This is a genomic window from Oceanobacillus bengalensis (assembly GCF_003628445.1).
GTDB classification, from domain to species: domain Bacteria; phylum Bacillota; class Bacilli; order Bacillales; family Amphibacillaceae; genus Oceanobacillus; species Oceanobacillus bengalensis.
The window spans coordinates 1-16,443 of sequence record NZ_RBZO01000039.1; the positions used below are offsets into that span (position 1 = coordinate 1).

The 16,443-nt window shown below is 36.7% G+C and carries 16 protein-coding genes; 12 read left to right on the forward strand and 4 right to left on the reverse strand.

Annotation, left to right across the window (positions count from 1 at the left end; translation table 11 throughout):
- The 3 genes from D8M05_RS20965 to D8M05_RS17655 form a co-directional block, all read left to right on the forward strand.
- Positions 1-85, forward strand: an 85-nt coding sequence (locus D8M05_RS20965; RefSeq protein WP_147405200.1) for an IS3 family transposase, incomplete at its 5' end; no start/stop codon positions are given.
- Positions 86-491: 406 nt separating this feature from the next.
- Entirely contained in the window at positions 492-689 is a 198-nt protein-coding gene (locus D8M05_RS17650; protein ID WP_050351294.1) for a cold shock domain-containing protein, read from the forward strand.
- A 268-nt stretch (positions 690-957) separates the two neighbouring features.
- Positions 958-1,260: a hypothetical protein gene (locus tag D8M05_RS17655; RefSeq protein WP_121134248.1), complete on the forward strand. Its 303-nt coding sequence runs from the start codon at positions 958-960 to the stop codon at positions 1,258-1,260.
- Positions 1,261-1,297: 37 nt separating this feature from the next.
- On the opposite strand, the gene D8M05_RS17660 is transcribed toward D8M05_RS17655, so the two are convergent.
- The gene (locus D8M05_RS17660) at positions 1,298-2,179 is read right to left on the reverse strand and encodes an NAD(P)-dependent oxidoreductase (protein WP_121134193.1); all 882 of its coding nucleotides are present in this window, start codon (positions 2,177-2,179) and stop codon (positions 1,298-1,300) included.
- Between the two features lie 81 nt (positions 2,180-2,260).
- On the opposite strand from D8M05_RS17660, the gene D8M05_RS17665 reads away from it, so the two are divergent.
- The 4 genes from D8M05_RS17665 to D8M05_RS17680 all read left to right on the forward strand — a co-directional run bounded on the left by D8M05_RS17665 (position 2,261) and on the right by D8M05_RS17680 (position 5,113).
- Positions 2,261-2,707, forward strand: coding sequence for a GNAT family N-acetyltransferase (locus tag D8M05_RS17665; protein ID WP_121134194.1), 447 nt, complete (start codon positions 2,261-2,263; stop codon positions 2,705-2,707).
- Between the two features lie 85 nt (positions 2,708-2,792).
- The gene (locus D8M05_RS17670) at positions 2,793-3,467 is read left to right on the forward strand and encodes a TraR/DksA C4-type zinc finger protein (protein ID WP_121134195.1); all 675 of its coding nucleotides are present in this window, start codon (positions 2,793-2,795) and stop codon (positions 3,465-3,467) included.
- Between the two features lie 48 nt (positions 3,468-3,515).
- Positions 3,516-3,722 carry a zinc ribbon domain-containing protein gene (locus tag D8M05_RS17675; RefSeq protein WP_121134197.1) on the forward strand — a complete coding sequence of 69 codons (207 nt, stop codon included), beginning with the start codon at positions 3,516-3,518 and terminating at the stop codon, positions 3,720-3,722.
- 791 nt (positions 3,723-4,513) lie between these two features.
- Positions 4,514-5,113: a hypothetical protein gene (locus D8M05_RS17680; protein ID WP_121134199.1), complete on the forward strand. Its 600-nt coding sequence runs from the start codon at positions 4,514-4,516 to the stop codon at positions 5,111-5,113.
- On the opposite strand, the gene D8M05_RS17685 is transcribed toward D8M05_RS17680, so the two are convergent.
- Positions 5,087-5,836 (reverse strand): zinc ribbon domain-containing protein, encoded by a 750-nt coding sequence (locus D8M05_RS17685; protein WP_121134201.1) that lies wholly within the window; start codon positions 5,834-5,836, stop codon positions 5,087-5,089. The genes D8M05_RS17680 and D8M05_RS17685 overlap by 27 nt on opposite strands.
- 140 nt (positions 5,837-5,976) lie before the next feature.
- Positions 5,977-7,392, reverse strand: a complete 1,416-nt coding sequence (locus D8M05_RS17690) for a S1C family serine protease (protein ID WP_245985519.1) — start codon at positions 7,390-7,392, stop codon at positions 5,977-5,979.
- Between the two features lie 196 nt (positions 7,393-7,588).
- Between D8M05_RS17690 and D8M05_RS17695 the strand changes: the two genes are divergently transcribed.
- The 3 genes from D8M05_RS17695 (at position 7,589) to typA (ending at position 11,539) form a co-directional block, all read left to right on the forward strand.
- On the forward strand, positions 7,589-8,275 hold the full coding sequence (locus D8M05_RS17695) for a response regulator transcription factor (protein ID WP_121134203.1): 687 nt from the start codon (positions 7,589-7,591) through the stop codon (positions 8,273-8,275).
- Positions 8,276-8,281: 6 nt separating this feature from the next.
- Entirely contained in the window at positions 8,282-9,613 is a 1,332-nt protein-coding gene (locus D8M05_RS17700; protein WP_121134205.1) for a sensor histidine kinase, read from the forward strand.
- Between the two features lie 99 nt (positions 9,614-9,712).
- Positions 9,713-11,539: a translational GTPase TypA gene (typA, locus tag D8M05_RS17705; RefSeq protein WP_121134207.1), complete on the forward strand. Its 1,827-nt coding sequence runs from the start codon at positions 9,713-9,715 to the stop codon at positions 11,537-11,539.
- 120 nt (positions 11,540-11,659) lie between these two features.
- Here typA and D8M05_RS17710 read toward each other — a convergent pair whose 3' ends face one another.
- A complete protein-coding gene (locus tag D8M05_RS17710; protein WP_121134209.1) occupies positions 11,660-12,139 on the reverse strand; it encodes an SRPBCC family protein in 480 nt (159 codons plus the stop codon).
- A gap of 209 nt (positions 12,140-12,348) precedes the next feature.
- Here D8M05_RS17710 and treP point away from each other — a divergent pair, with 209 nt between their 5' ends.
- Positions 12,349-14,268: a PTS system trehalose-specific EIIBC component gene (treP, locus tag D8M05_RS17715; RefSeq protein WP_121134211.1), complete on the forward strand. Its 1,920-nt coding sequence runs from the start codon at positions 12,349-12,351 to the stop codon at positions 14,266-14,268.
- Between the two features lie 524 nt (positions 14,269-14,792).
- A complete protein-coding gene (treC, locus tag D8M05_RS17720; protein ID WP_121134213.1) occupies positions 14,793-16,442 on the forward strand; it encodes an alpha,alpha-phosphotrehalase in 1,650 nt (549 codons plus the stop codon).
- Position 16,443 lies beyond the last annotated feature (1 nt).

The window sequence follows — 16,443 nt, forward strand, 5'->3', positions numbered from 1 at the left end:
TTACAATAACAAACGAATTAAAGGAAGATTGACCGGTATGAGTCCAGTTCAATACCGAATTCATACCGATCTAATCGTTGCTTAATAAAACTCCAACTATTGGGGGTCACACCATTTCCACTGGTGGTTGATGAGCTCTTCTTCATGCTCGGTGTGACTGTGTCTCCAAGGATCCTGAAACATATAAGGTTTCTTTTGCCTTTTATATCCTTAACAGTACTTTGCTAAAAAGTTCTAGCATAAATCCATATTATATTGGTTATGTAAGATAAATTAAGTGATTACTTATTTAATTTTAAAGTTTTTGTTTTTAAGTAAGAAAAGGGTTTCAAACTTTTTTCTGTAATTACTTGCATTTTTTTCTAGAAAGGGTTAAAGTAAAGTTAGCAAAAGGATTGATGTAATACTTTACGACCTCTTATTCAAGAGCTGTAAAGGTATTTATGTTTCAATTACTTTGCAGTACTTTTTTGTATAAGGAGGTCATTTAAATGACTGGTAAAGTAAAATGGTTTAACGCAGAAAAAGGTTTCGGTTTCATCGAACGCGAAGATGGAGACGATGTATTCGTACATTTCTCAGCTATCCAAGCTGATGGTTTCAAAACTCTTGAAGAAGGTCAAGATGTTGAATTTGAAATCGTTGAAGGTAACCGCGGACCACAAGCAGCTAACGTAACTCGTCTATAATAGATGATTTGAAAGGTTTATCTCATTCGTGAGGTAAACCTTTTTTAGTGTTGTTCGTCTGTTCGTTGCTATTGGTATAAAATGTGAAGTAAGTGCTGTGTTGATATCCGTTCCCGACAGTACGCGCACCTTAGGGTACGGCTTAAGCCCTCTTTGAAAAAAGAAAAGCACTTTTTTCTCAAGAAGATGTAATGCTACCGAAGCGTTATGTATAGAAAAGCAACAACCCTTTTGAAAACAGCTTTAGTTTAATAAGTAGGTGATTAGACTGGATAAGAAAGTTATCGAAGAACAAATAATCAAAAATTATCAAGCTGATGAGAAAATGATGATATTGATTTATGCCCAGTGGTGTGTAAATAATGAGATAGATCCATTAAAATTATATGGACAAGCATATCCACATCAAGTGAAAAACAATGCATTAAAAGAAGCATTAGAGCTTACTGTTCCAAGAAGTGAGTCAGAGGAAATATCTGCTCAAGCTGTTTTAAATGTATTACAGTTGTTTGGTAATGATGATTTAGCATTTCTTGTACAAGAAGAAATCGAGAAACGAGAAAGAAAATAATTCGTTTCTCTTTCTTCCTATTAGAGGATGTATAGTCTTACATAAACAGTTTAATTAGTGCTTGTGTTCCGCTATTGCTTTCGCCTTTTTCAGCAAGTTCTTTGTAAAGATTTAGTGAAAGTTCAAGTCCAGGCGTCATAAGACCTAATTCTTTTGCAGACTCTAAAGCAATATTCATGTCTTTAATAAAATGTTTAACGTAAAAGCCAGGTGCGTAATCTCCCTTTAACATTCTTGGTGCAAGGTTTGATAAAGAAAAACTTGCAGCTGCACCAGTTGAAATACTATCAAGTACACGTTCCGGTTGAAGTCCAGACTTCCTGGCAAATGCAATCGCTTCACATACACCAACCATATTATTTGCTATGGTTATCTGATTTGCTAATTTCGTATACTGCCCAGATCCAGCCTCGCCTTGTAAAACAATATTGTCTCCTAGTACTTCAAATAATGGGCGTAATGCCTCAAATGCTTCTTGTTTTCCGCCGACCATAATAGCGAGTGTTCCATTCTTTGCTCCAGTATCTCCACCAGAAACAGGTGCATCTAATGAAGCGATGTTTTTCTTTAATGCTTGTTCATATATTTCAATAGCTAAAGAAGGTTTGGAAGTTGTCATATCGATTACATAGGAATTTTCCTTTGCATTTTCTAAGATTCCATTTTCCCCAAAATAAACCTCTTCTACATCAGATGGATAACCAACCATTGTAATAATAACGTCAGAAGTAGCAGCCAATTCCTTTGCTGTTTCTTTCCAGCTTGCTCCATGCTCCATTAATTCCTTTGCTTTTTCTTTTGTGCGTGTGTAGACATTAATTGTATAGCCAGCATGTTGTAAATTTCGTGCCATACTTTTCCCCATAACTCCTGTACCAACGAAACCTATTGTTGTGTTCTCTGTTATCATTATTGTCATTCTCCTTCCTTCTTATGTATTCGACACACCCATTATAATATCCTTCCATGTGATACAGTAGAAATGAAGGAGGCTATATACATGGAATGGAAGATCAAGAAATATCAGGACTTAACAAATGATGAATTATATCAAATACTAAAAGCTCGAGTAGATGTTTTTGTTGTAGAACAAAATTGCACTTATCCTGAATTGGATAACTATGATCAAGAATGTATGCATTATTTTTTAATAATTGATAATGAAATAGCTGCAAATGTGCGAATTCTGCCGAAACAAGTGAAGTTTGATGAAGTATCAATTGGCCGTGTATTGGTTGTGGAAAAGTTTCGTAAAAATGGGTATGCAAGGCAGATTATGCAGCGGGCAATTGACTTTGTTAGAGATGAATGGAATGAAAATAAAATCAGGATACAAGCACAAGTTTACCTAAAAGATTTCTATGCTTCCTTAGGATTTTGGCAAATATCTGAAATGTATATGGAGGATGGAATTCCCCACATTGACATGATTTGGGAGCGCGGTTAAAGAATCAATCTGGTCCAGTTACACATAGTATAGATAGTAATCATTTTAGCCCACACATATTTCTACAATGGAGGCTTGATCTAAAGTGATCACGAATGAACAACTATCAAAGTGTAAAGTCGCATTAACTCAAAGACAAAATGAGTTAATTAATCATATACAAGACCATTACGGAAGAACGCTGGAAATGGCGAAAGAATCGGTTGGAGAACTGTCGAATTATGATAATCACCCAGGAGACATGGGAACAGAGCTATTTGAAAGAGAAAAGGACACAGCACTAAATGAGCATGCTGAAAAGGAATTAGAAGAAATTAATAAGGCACTACATGCAATTGAAGAGGGGACATATGGAATTTGCGCAACTTGTGGTGTAGATATTCCTTATCAAAGGTTAGTGGCAGTTCCGACAGCAGACCGGTGTATACAGCATGCGAAGAATAATACCTTTGATCATCCACGCGTGATTGAGGAAGAAGTATTTTCGCCAAATATAAATCCGAATGAAGTAACAGATGAAGAGCAAGTTGGGTATGATGCAGAAGATGCATGGCAGGAAGTAAGTCGTTACGGAACCTCAGAAACAACGGCAGACTTCTATGGGGATATAGAGAACTATGATGACATGTATCCAAATAGTGATGAAACGGTTGGAGCAGTTGAAGATTATGAAAACTTTGCTTCCGCTGATATAGAGGGGAACCCGACAGGAGTAACTCCAAATCACAAGAAATTTGAGGATGAGGCAGAAGAGTTTTGAAACAATTTACCAAGTTAATTCGTATACCCTCTAAAGGGGGAATAGGAAATGAATGAGCAAAAAGGTTGTATAAAATGTGGAAGTACTAGAGCGAATAAAAAGGAAGTAGCAATGACAGGTACGGGTTTATCAAAGATGTTTGATGTGCAAAATAATCAATTTATTGTTGTATACTGTGAGGACTGCGGATACTCCGAGTTTTATAATAAGAAAAGCTCAGGTGCAAGCAATATAATGGATTTGTTTTTTGGATAGACAAAGATAGAAGGCTCCTTACCTAACAGGTTTCGTTTTCCTTTGGCAAACAATAAAAAATGTATTAATAAACACCTATCAAATTGTGTCCTAATTTGATAGGTGATTTTTGTTGTTATAGAGGGATTTGTAGGATTTTTAGTTAGTAATTTTTATGCCAAAACGTAAGCCAATTTGTACACTAACAATAGCCAGTTTACTATCACTATTATTCAAAAGAAGTTTTGGTCAATGAAATAATCATGAATATATACAAAGTTTTATCCTTGCGATGGGAAATGCACTTGAGTCAAATCAGATAACTCCAATTTCGACTAAACCAATTTCTTCAGCATACAACTTGTTTCTTTGCTGTAAAAACGATGCTGACGAAATTACCCTCTTGTCTGAAAGGGGATTTAATGAGCTGTTTAAAGATGAGTTATATAAACAATTCTATGTTTTCTTTTTAATACAATTTATAATTCAAACTGATATTCATAAAAAATATGAAGAAATCTAGGTGGAAATCAAAACAAATCAACTTGTATTCAGTATTTTGTATTTTATAAAAAATCACTCACAATATTCGCCAGAAGAATTTGCTGAAATTTATACCCTATTTACGGAGACAACTACTAAGGAAGTATTATTTATTAGGTTATCCTACTATAGGAGCCTTCTTTTAAATTGGTTGTTTTATAAAAGATTAGCTATTGAAAACCTATTTCAAAGTAGATATAAACTGCGAAGTAACATCGAACTTAAAAAAATATCTTGCTTGTACTCTCAAGATCAATAAAGAATTATGAATGCCAATACTCAACGGAGCTATCAAGAATGAAATAGAGCAAGATTCTCATGAAATGAACTTGATAAGCCTTCTCAAGATTGAAATAGAGCAAAATTCTCTTCAAATGAACTTGATAAGCCTTCTCAAGATTGAAATAGAGCAAAACCCTCATGAAATGAACTTGATAAGCCTTCTCAAGATTAAAATAGAGCAAAATTCTCATGAAATGAACTTGATAAGCCTACTCAAGATTGAAATAGAGCAAAATTCTCTTCAAATGAACTTGATAAGCTCTCTCAAGATTGAAATAGAGCAAAATCCTCATGAAATGAACTTGATAAGCCTTCTCAAGATTAAAATAGAGCAAAACCCTCATGAAATGAACTTGATAAGCCTTCTCAAGATTGAAATAGAGAAAAATTCTCTTGAAATGAACTTGATAAGCTCTCTCAAGATTAAAATTGAGCAAAATTCTCTTCAAATGAACCTGATAAGCTCTCTCAAGAAAATTTCCCAAATTATTGTTAGCTCGCAGCTTATATCAATTGCGAATGACAAAAAGGCAATAATATATGCGAAAAGATTCTTCAAATTAAAACGGGCTAAATCCACCCAATAGTGGGCTTTGATATATTAAAGATGAAATGATTAGTGCAAGGATGTAAATGCCAATTAAAATATAGATCCGATCTAATTTAAGATTGGGTTGTTCTAATATAATAAAGGTTGGAATCAGTAGTAGTGGACCAATAAGCGTTAGCATAAGCATACTCGCTGCAAAGTTCAAACCGATTAGAGTAAGTAAGATACTAATAATGAATAAAACAAAAAATGGAATTAAATATGCGCCAACCTTGGCTAAAATCTCCAAAAATGAAGGGCTTTTTTCTCCAATTTTTAACCCAATAAAAGTTAAAGCAGCAATCACGCCAAATAGGGCAAGCAGTTGAATGAATGGTATCAGAAATCCATCCATAAATGATATGCGAAAGAAGCTGTTAGTCAGCGTAAGGTAGTTGCTCAATGCATTAAATAATGCGAACAGAATGAACATGATGAGTCCAGAAATCCAATGTTTACTGTTCAGATTTTTTGCCTTACTTGGGTTCTTCAATATTTGTATGAAAAATCTACCAAAGGCAAAGACCTCTTCTTTCATACTTTCCAATATCTCCTTAGATTTGTTTTCTTGTGGTGTCTCAGTTTCAATTGTTTGAATACTAGTAGTCGTTGTAGAAGATGGAATTGCTTCTGTTGTTATCTCCTCCTGGATTAATGCAGCACCACAATTCGAACAAAACTTTCCCTTTAGTGTTTCTTGATGACAAGAATGACAAATCAAAATAAAACACGTCCTTTTTTTCGTATGATAGTATGATGTATATTGTTAAAATACGAAAAAAGAAGGGGAAAAAGTTCCCCTTCTTAGGATTGCGAATGGATATATATACCTAGTTACTGTTACTGATATAACACTGCCACCTATGCTTGCTCCATTTCAGCCAATTGTAAATCTGTTGTTAAAACTTCTCCATTTCGCAAATATTCAATTTCTATTGTATCTCCAACCTGTGTTTCTGAGTATAAATATTTTCTAAGTTCTAAAATAGAAGTAACATCATTCCCATTTATTTTTGTGATTACATCAAATTGTTGTAATCCAGCATTGTCTGCAGGTGAGTTCGCTTGAACATCGGCAATAACCATTCCACCTTCTACATCCTCAGGCAACCTAATTTCATAACGATATTGGGGTGGTACTTGGTATAAAGAAACAGTTGAAATTCCAATTTGTGGCCTCGAAATTTCTCCGCCGCTCTCTAGCTGTTCTATAATCGGTAAGGCTGTATCAACTGGTATAGCAAATCCGATTCCTTCTACCGCGCTTTGAGCAATTTTCATGGAGTTAATACCGATGACTTCACCGTCTCCATTAACTAGTGCCCCACCACTGTTTCCGGGGTTAATAGCGGCATCTGTTTGCAATACTTCGGTTACCCAGTCGGGCTGACCATCGCTATTCGTGTCTACCGATACGGAGCGGTCTAGACCACTAATAATACCTTTTGTTACCGAATTAGCAAATTCTAATCCAAGTGGGTTCCCAATTGCTAGTACTGTTTCTCCAATGACCATATCATCAGATGACCCAATTTTTGCAACGGTATTTATTTGTTCGCCATCAACTTCTAGTACGGCTAAATCGCTTAAAGCGTCTCCCCCTAAAACTGTAGCAGGGATTCGCACATCTTCATTTAAGACAACTTCAACTTCTTGTGCACCATCAACTACATGTTGGTTGGTTACAACGTAGGCTTTTCCATTTTCCTTTTTATAAATGATACCTGAACCAGTTCCAGCTTCCTCGCTTCCAGTCCAAATACTTTGTTGCTGGAGATTAACGACACCAACAACCGCTTCAGATACCTCCCCAATATTGGTCGATACATTTGCATCCTCTGAAGACAGCGTCTCAATCATTGCTGGAGTGCCATCAACTTCCATAGCGGTCGGTTCATTACCTGATGCTGAATTGGCTTCATTATCTATAACGCCATTCGTGAATAGCAAGGAAACAATGATAGCTGAAATTACCCCACCAATGACCCCGCCAAAAAAGCCACTAACCCAGTTCTTTTTCGTTTTTTGTTGACTCTTAAAAGTGTTTCTTTCCTGATAGTTGTTCCAGTCACTTTGATAACCTTGTTGGTTCGAATCGGATTCGGTTTGTTTAACCGTATCACTTAAAGATTCGTTCGTATTTTGCTCTGCTTCTATTGTTTCTATATCATCCCTCGTTCTTTGTTCATAAGTTCCTCGATTTTCCATAGAACCTGAGCCTTCACCAGAATCGTTTGGTTCGTTCGGATAATTATTGGAGTTATTATTATATTCCATGAAAATCACCTTCTTTTTAATATTTTGTATGTGCTTTTCTATCGTGTAATTAGTATATAACCTTAGTATAGCCACCGCCAGTGGGATGGTTTTGGTATAATTGTGGAATAAATGTGTAAATAAGCATCACAGTATGAACAAACATGAGAATTATGTAAAAATAGAATTAATCTTATATCGGAAAAGGTGAGGGCTAATGAGCAACTATATCGGACTAGTGGAAGATGATCCTAATATTCAAAATATCGTCTCTGCTTATTTGAAAAAAGAGGGATATGAAGTGGCTGTAAAGGGATCGGCAGAAGAAGCACTTGAGTTATGGCAGAGTAATCCTCCTGACATGTGGATATTGGATATAATGCTACCTGGAATGGACGGTTATGAATTTTGTAAAAAAATCAGGAACGGTAGTGATGTTCCAATTATCATTATTTCAGCAAAAGATGATGAAATTGATAAAATTCTGGGTCTAGAATTAGGTGGTGACGATTATTTAACGAAGCCATTTAGTCCCAGAGAACTTATTGCACGAGTTAAGCGCTTGTTTAAACGAACTGCATTGATGGCAAAACCAAAGGAAACAGATGATAATAAGGTAAAAGTGGATCACTTGCTTATTTATAAAGATGAACGGCGAATTTTCTGGAATGAGGATGAATATGAAGTAACCACGAAGGAATTCGATATGTTAGAGCTATTAGCTGAAAATGCGAATCGTGCATTTTCTCGAGAGGAATTACTCGTAAGAATCTGGGGAAATGATTATTTTGGTAGTGACCGGGCTGTTGATGATTTGGTGAAACGTATTCGGAAAAAAATAGGTGATATTCCAATTGAAACAGTTTGGGGATATGGATATCGCCTGCGAAAAGAAGAGGATTAATAAAGTATGAAACTTCAAACACAGCTTATTTACGCATTTACTGCCCTGTTAGTCGTAATTATGGCAGTTGTCTGGTATGTAATCTATTCCCTAATTTTAGACTTATTGATTCAGGACGAACAACGTCAATTATCACAGACTGGTGAAATATTAGTCGATATATTAAATGAACAATATGGGATGATGAGTAACCAGCAATTTTACAATGTCCTTGAAGAGCAAGACTTACAAATGGTTCTTTATGATAGAACAGAGGATAGGGTGCTATTTTCTACCACTCCCACACAGCTTGTTCATGGATTATATGAACAAAATGATTTCGCCAATACGAACCAGACGATTTGGAATTTGGGGAACGAGAAATACGTCACCTCCAGAATACTGTTCCTATCAGAAGTTTCTGGTCTGGAATTAATATTGCTTACTTCTTTAGATGATCTGAAAGTGGTTCAACTAGACTTTTTCTTACGCCTATTTCTAATTTTTATTATCGGAGTGGCTGCAGCGATATTGCTTGCTTACTTTTTAACGAAGCGCTTAGTAACACCCTTATCGCTATTAAAACAACAGTTGAAGAAGATTGAGAAGAGACAATTCGATGATATTAAGCATATCCAAGCGACAGGAGAAATTAAAGAAGTGGCTGATAGTGTTTATGAAATGGCTGACGAATTACAGCGGTATATCAACTCACAGCAAATATTCTTTCAAAATGCAAGTCATGAATTAAAGACGCCGTTGATGACGATTCAAGGATATGCGGAAGGAATAAAGGATGGGATATTTGACGAACAGGAGACAGAAAAGGGTTTAGATTTAATGGTAACAGAGGTAAACCGGCTTAAGGCGATCATTAATGAAATGATACTACTTGCGAAATTAGATACAGAACCGAACATATACGAACCTGTGAAAATAGATGGGCAGGAGTTAATAAATTTAGTTATTGATCGAACCATTCCATTTGTCAATGAAAAGGGAATAGTATTACATCAAAATGTCGAAAATAATATTACAATCTATGCTGACGAAGAGAAGTTGCTTAGAGCATTATTAAATGTTGTCTATAATGGTATACGTCATGCTAAATCACAGGTGCGGATTCGTATTTTTACAACTGGTGAGCTCATCACCATATTAGTTGAAGATGATGGGAATGGTATTTCTGAAGATTTAATTCCAACGATATTCCACCGCTTTGTAAAAGGGAAAAATGGTGAAACAGGGTTAGGTTTAGCGATTGCTAGAGCAATTATTGAGCAATCTAACGGGAGCATCAAAGTAGATAAATCGAATCTTGGTGGGGCTAGGTTTATTATAACGTTTCCAAAAGCATAATTTAATATATTTTTTTGTTAAATAGTCTAGTTCCTGCCTATTTATGTGGTATACTATTATAGTTTTTAATCATCCCGAATGATAGAGGAGCGTACTTTTATGCAATTAAGAGAAGATATTCGTAATATCGCCATTATAGCCCACGTTGACCACGGAAAAACGACACTAGTGGATCAACTTTTAAAATACTCCGGAACTTTCCGTGAGAATGAACATGTAGACGAGAGAGCTATGGACTCTGGAGATATAGAACGTGAACGAGGAATAACCATATTAGCAAAAAATACAGCAGTAAAGTATAACGATACAACGATTAACATACTCGACACACCTGGTCACGCCGACTTTGGTGGTGAGGTAGAACGTATTATGAAGATGGTTGACGGTGTTGCTTTAGTTGTTGATTCTTATGAAGGAACAATGCCACAGACAAGATTTGTATTGAAAAAAGCATTAGAGCAAAAATTAACTCCAATCGTTGTTTTGAACAAAATTGACCGTCCCAATGCTAGACCGACAGAAGTAATTGATGAAGTTCTAGACTTGTTCATTGAGCTTGGAGCGGATGATGAGCAATTGGAATTCCCAGTTGTATATGCTTCTGCATTAAATGGTACTTCAGGACTCGAACCAGAAGATCAACAGGAAACAATGGACCCGATTTTTACAACAATCTTAGAGCACATCCCTGCACCAATTGACAACAGTGAAGACCCTCTACAATTTCAAATTACCCTTCTTGATTATAATGATTACGTCGGACGTATTGGAGTGGGACGTGTTGTAAGAGGTACAATCTCTGTAGGACAACAAGTAGTCGTTATGAAACAGGATGGAACCAATAAACCTTTCCGTGTAACTAAGTTGTTCGGTTTTATTGGCTTAAAACGTATTGAAATTCAGGAAGCAAAAGCTGGAGAAATTGTAGCTATTTCTGGTATGGAAGATATTAATGTTGGGGAAACGGTATGCCCTCAAAGTAATCCAGAAGCACTTCCATGGTTGCACATTGATGAGCCGACATTGCAAATGACGTTCCTTGTTAATAATAGCCCGTTTGCAGGACGTGAAGGGAAATATATTACATCACGTAAAATTGAAGAGCGCTTAATGAAACAATTAGAAACGGATGTAAGTTTACGTGTTGAACCAACAGAATCCCCAGATGCATGGGTTGTATCTGGTCGTGGCGAACTTCACCTGTCTATCTTAATTGAAAACCTACGTCGTGAAGGCTTTGAATTACAGCTTTCGAAACCACAGGTTATCATTAAAGAAGTAGATGGTGTTAATTGTGAGCCAGTGGAGCGTGTACAAGTGGATGTACCTGAAGAGTATACTGGTGCAGTTATGGAATCGCTTGGTGCGCGTAAAGGTGAGATGTTAGATATGATAAACCATGGTAATGGCCAAGTTCGCCTTGAATTTAAGGTGCCATCTCGTGGATTGCTTGGATACTCAACGGAGTTCCTATCTCAAACGCGTGGTTACGGTATTTTAAATCATTCATTTGAAGCATATGAACCAGTAATTAAAGGTCAAGTTGGTGGACGTCGTGAAGGTGTACTTGTTGCGTTAGAAAATGGGAAAGCTTCAACATATGGTATTATGCAGCTTGAAGACCGTGGTATAATTTTCGTAAATCCTGGTACAGAAATTTATGCAGGAATGATTGTTGGAGAACATAACCGTGAAAATGATTTAACGGTTAATATTACGAAAGAAAAACATTTAACAAACGTTCGTTCATCTACGAAAGATCAGACAGCAACAATTAGAAAGACACGACAAATGTCGTTGGAGGAAGCATTGCAGTATTTGAATGAAGATGAGTATTGTGAAGTAACTCCAGAATCCATTCGTTTACGTAAGAAGATTCTAAACAAAAATGAACGTGAAAAAGCAGCAAAAAGAAGTAAAATATAAGATTTAACCAGCAGGAGCATGGAGGCATGCATACTGCTGGTTTTTTGTTGTTTTCTAATTGAGTTCTTACTTTTCTTTCAGGCGCTCGTCTCCGAAATCGGGTGCTAACTCTCACATGTTTTAATTAATACTAGCTACAAGCTCTTGATATTTTGGATAACAAGCTTCCCATTCAGCCTTCCTATTTCGGGTACTCTTACCATTCAATAAGCGTTCAATGACGTCCAAACAAATATGCCAGCCAGCCAAATCTTTTGGTGTATGTTCTGTTACGTTATGTATAAATTCTTTAAATACTAATTCACACCCGCTCCCAGTTGACTTTAATTCAAATCGTACAGAATCAGTTGGTGGCCAAGTGAATGCAAATACTTCATTTTCAACTACATCTAGAATTTCCATTTCTTCATAGTTGCCATCTTGTAAGTCGAAGAAGATCTTCCCACGCTTTTCTAAAGATTGTATCTCCAGTTCAGAAAACCATTGTTTGAGTTTTTTATTCTCTGTTAAGAAAGACCATACCTCAGGAGTTGCGTGATTTAAATTTCGTGTATAGGTAGCCGTTACTACGTTATTTCCTTTCTCGATTGTTGCTATCATAAGTTACTTCCTCCTCAATCAACTTTTATATTAGATTAAAGGATTATGTCTATCCTTTCAATTAATATTCATGAGGGAATCAATTTAGGGAATAATAATTTTAAATGAAAGCAGTTGCAAATCCTGTATATACAAGTTATAATTTATGAAAGGTAGATTATCTTGTATATACAAGTTGAATATAGAGAACCTCAAGGGAGGATTAACCAATGGCAGATACAGAGAAGATTTATGCGCCACTCAGTGGTAAAGTAAAAAGCTTAGAAAATGTTCCTGACCCAACTTTTTCACAAAAGTTAATGGGTGATGGAATAGCGATCGAACCAACAGATGGGAAGGTATTGTCTCCATTAGCTGGTGAAGTAATGCTTGTTGCAGGGACAAAACACGCAATAGGTCTAAAAGGAAAGTCTGGAGTAGAGCTCCTCATTCACATTGGATTGGAAACAGTTTCTTTAGATGGGAAAGGCTTTGATGTTCATGTTAAACAAGGAGATCAGGTAAAGCCGGGCGATACGCTAGTAACATTTGATTTAGACTTTATAAAAGAAAATGCCTCAAGTCATATTACACCGATCATCGTTACAAATGGCAATGAATTCGAGATAAGACATAAATTACAGGAAAATATAGCTGTAGCAGAGAAATCTTTATTATTTGAAGTAAGTGGAAGATCTGTGACTAACGAACAAACCGAACAATCGAAACCCCAACAAAAATCAAGTCAGATGCAATATAGTCAAGAAGCGAAGGATATAGTTGCCGCTATGGGGGGGGCAGACAATATTGATGTTGCAACTCATTGTGTAACAAGGCTTCGATTTGCCTTAACGGATGAAGATAAAGTAGATAAGGAAAAGTTAGAAAACCTTGATATTGTAAAAGGATCCTTTTCTACGAATGGACAATTCCAAGTCATCATTGGTCAAGGAACAGTTGATAAAGTATACCAAGCAATGGTGAAAGAAACAGGAATATCTGAAGCAACAAAAGAAGATGTAAAGGCTGCAGGTGCTAAAAATCATCAAAATGCCTTGCAACGAGGCATTAAAACATTAGCAGATATCTTTATTCCTATTCTACCTGCAATTGTTACTGCCGGTTTATTATTAGGTATCAATAATATCTTAGTAAACCCAATTTTTACAGATGAATCGATTATTGAATTGTATCCATCTGTCGCTGGTATAGCTGACATGATTAATATTATTGCTAATACTGCATTTACTTTCTTACCAGCACTCATTGGATGGTCTGCAGTGAAACGTTTTGGAGGGAGTCCATTACTTGGTATTGTTTTAGGGTTAATTCTTGTTCATCCTGCACTTACCCCTGCAGGTGACTTTGCTCTATTACAAGCAGAAGGAAATGCTCCAACATGGAATTTCTTTGGCTTACAAATTGATCAATTAGGCTATCAAGGGCAAGTCTTACCAGTATTGGTAGCATCATGGGTACTTGCACAAATAGAAATTTGGCTTAAAAAACGTGTGCATGACTCCTTGCAATTATTAGTTGTTGCACCTATTGCATTATTAGTTACTGGTTTACTTGCATTTATTTTTATTGGCCCAATCACATATACACTAGGTACTTGGATCACAGATGGTATTGTAACCGTATTTGAAGCAGCTCCGTTAATTGGTGGTTTATTATATGGAGCCCTTTATGCGCCACTTGTAATTACAGGGATGCATCATACGTTCCTAGCAGTGGATTTACAATTAATTGGAAGTACTGGCACAACTTTTCTATGGCCAATTGTTGCCTTATCAAACATTGCTCAAGGTTCAGCAGTATTTGCAATTATGCTAGCCGCAAAAGATGAGAAATTAAAAGGGCTGGCTGGAACATCTGGGTTATCAGCATACTTAGGAGTGACAGAACCAGCAATGTTTGGTGTGAACCTTAGGTACAGATATCCATTCTACGCAGCAATTGTAGGGACAGCTATTGCTGGGGCATTCATAACAATGCAGCATGTTCAAGCCTCTTCTATCGGCGTTGGTGGAATTCCAGCACCACTTTCGATTTCTGAGAGCATGCTATCGTTTATCCTCGGGATGCTAATCGTTATTGTTGTTCCGTTTATTATTACTTTTATTATTGCAAAACGTAAAATTCGCTAGTAAGGATAATGCACCGTAATTTTAAGATAATGCATGTTCCCACCGTTCCGGCAATACACTTCGCTTTTCGTGGGCGGCTGGTGAGCCTCCACCGTGCTACGCACTACGTAGTCTCATCGATGCCTTTCCTCCCACAGGACAGGGAAGGCTACGTCAGCTTTTGCTTCGCACGCAGAAAAAGTGATCTCCTTTTTCAAGGAGTCTACGTGTATTGCCTCCACTAGGATTGTGCTATTCAACTCATTGTTGAGATTACTGCTAACATGATGGTTGATTGTAGCGGAGGGCAGTCGACTCCTGCGGGAAAAGCACGAGTCCGAAGACACGGAAGAAGCGTTCTTTGCTTCTGAGGGGGCTGAGGCCGTGCCCGCGGAAAGCGTACTGCCCGGAGCGGAAATCAACGTGCACTTATGTAGTATGTAGGATTATATTTCTTTTGAGTTGCAGTTTATATCTTGGAAAAACCAACAATCCAGAAAATAGCCTAATATAATAACCTTCAGGCAAAGGAGTTTAACGTATCAATGAATGAAGCATGGTGGAAGAAAGCAGTCGTTTATCAAATTTATCCGAAAAGCTTTAACGATACAACGGGAAATGGGATAGGTGATATTCGAGGTATTATAGAAAAGTTAGACTATATCAAAAATCTAGGTGTCGACGTTATTTGGTTGACACCTGTGTATAAGTCTCCACAAAATGATAATGGCTACGATATTAGTGATTATTTCTCCATTGAACCAACTTATGGGACAATGGCAGATTTTGAAGAACTGTTAGAAGAGACACATAAGCGTGAGATGAAATTAATCATGGATTTAGTCATCAATCATACATCGACAGAACATGAATGGTTTAAACAAGCATCATCATCAATTGATAATGAATATCGTGATTACTATATCTGGAAGGATCCAGTTGACGGGAAAGCTCCTAATAATTGGGAATCCAAGTTCGGTGGGTCTGCATGGAAGCTTGATGAGGGGTCAGGGCAATACTATCTACATTTATTTGACACGACCCAAGCTGATTTGAACTGGGAAAATGAAAAGGTAAGAAAACAATTAGTAGAAATGATTCGTTTTTGGGCTGAAAAGGGTATAGATGGTTTTCGCCTTGACGTCATTAACTTAATCTCTAAAAATCAGGACTTTCCCAATGATGATTCTGGGGATGGACGTAAATTCTACACGGATGGTCCTAGAGTACATGAATACCTACATGAGATTAATCAGTCAGCATTTTCTCCGTATAACATGATGACAGTTGGTGAAATGTCATCAACGACACTTGAGAACTGTGTGTTATATACAAATCCTGAAAGAAAAGAACTCGATATGACATTTCAATTCCATCATTTAAAAGTGGATTATACAAATGGAGAGAAATGGACAAAGGCCCCATTTGATTTTATCAAATTGAAGGAGATCCTTTCCGATTGGCAGGTAGGAATGCATGAGGGGGGCGGTTGGAATGCATTATTCTGGTCTAATCATGATCAACCCCGTGCCATCTCCCGCTTTGGAGATGATAAGGAATACCATAATGAGTCTGCAAAAATGCTCGCAACTACCATCCATATGATGCAAGGGACCCCGTATATTTATCAAGGGGAGGAATTTGGGATGACAAATCCAAACTTTGATAGCCTTGACGAATATAGAGATGTTGAATCTCTTAATGCATATAAAATGCTTGTAAGTGAAGGGAAATCTGAACAAGAAATAATAGATATTCTTAAGCAGAAATCAAGAGATAATGCTAGGACGCCAATGCAATGGTCGAATAGCAAGCATGCTGGATTTACAAATGGGACTCCTTGGATTAATGTTGCAGACAATTATCAAGTGGTAAACGCGGAGAAAGCGGTAGAGGATGAAAACTCAATTTATCATTATTATAAAAAGTTAAGTGATTTGCGTAAAAAGTATGATATTATTACTTATGGAGATTATCGAATGCTGTTAGAAAATGACCAAGCAGTCTTTGCATTTGAGCGTAATTATAATAACGAAAAGTTAATTGTTGTTAACAACTTTTATGGTGAGGATATTGAAGTTTCGTTACCGCCATTAACTGCGGAAGTTCTCCTTTCTAACTATCCTGATGCACCATTACTAAGTGAAAGAGTGGTTTTAAGACCGTACGAATCAATTGTTTATTATGTAAGCTAAA

Bases quoted from the DNA above. Each gene is read 5' to 3' on its own strand.
- D8M05_RS17650 (WP_050351294.1), top strand. From the start codon at position 492: ATGACTGGTAAAGTAAAATGGTTTAACGCAGAAAAAGGTTTCGGTTTC.
- D8M05_RS17660 (WP_121134193.1), bottom strand. From the start codon at position 2,179: ATGACAATAATGATAACAGAGAACACAACAATAGGTTTCGTTGGTACA.
- D8M05_RS17665 (WP_121134194.1), top strand. From the start codon at position 2,261: ATGGAATGGAAGATCAAGAAATATCAGGACTTAACAAATGATGAATTA.
- D8M05_RS17675 (WP_121134197.1), top strand. From the start codon at position 3,516: ATGAATGAGCAAAAAGGTTGTATAAAATGTGGAAGTACTAGAGCGAAT.
- D8M05_RS17680 (WP_121134199.1), top strand. From the start codon at position 4,514: ATGCCAATACTCAACGGAGCTATCAAGAATGAAATAGAGCAAGATTCT.
- D8M05_RS17690 (WP_245985519.1), bottom strand. From the start codon at position 7,392: ATGGAATATAATAATAACTCCAATAATTATCCGAACGAACCAAACGAT.
- D8M05_RS17695 (WP_121134203.1), top strand. From the start codon at position 7,589: ATGAGCAACTATATCGGACTAGTGGAAGATGATCCTAATATTCAAAAT.
- D8M05_RS17700 (WP_121134205.1), top strand. From the start codon at position 8,282: ATGAAACTTCAAACACAGCTTATTTACGCATTTACTGCCCTGTTAGTC.
- typA (WP_121134207.1), top strand. From the start codon at position 9,713: ATGCAATTAAGAGAAGATATTCGTAATATCGCCATTATAGCCCACGTT.
- D8M05_RS17710 (WP_121134209.1), bottom strand. From the start codon at position 12,139: ATGATAGCAACAATCGAGAAAGGAAATAACGTAGTAACGGCTACCTAT.
- treP (WP_121134211.1), top strand. From the start codon at position 12,349: ATGGCAGATACAGAGAAGATTTATGCGCCACTCAGTGGTAAAGTAAAA.
- treC (WP_121134213.1), top strand. From the start codon at position 14,793: ATGAATGAAGCATGGTGGAAGAAAGCAGTCGTTTATCAAATTTATCCG.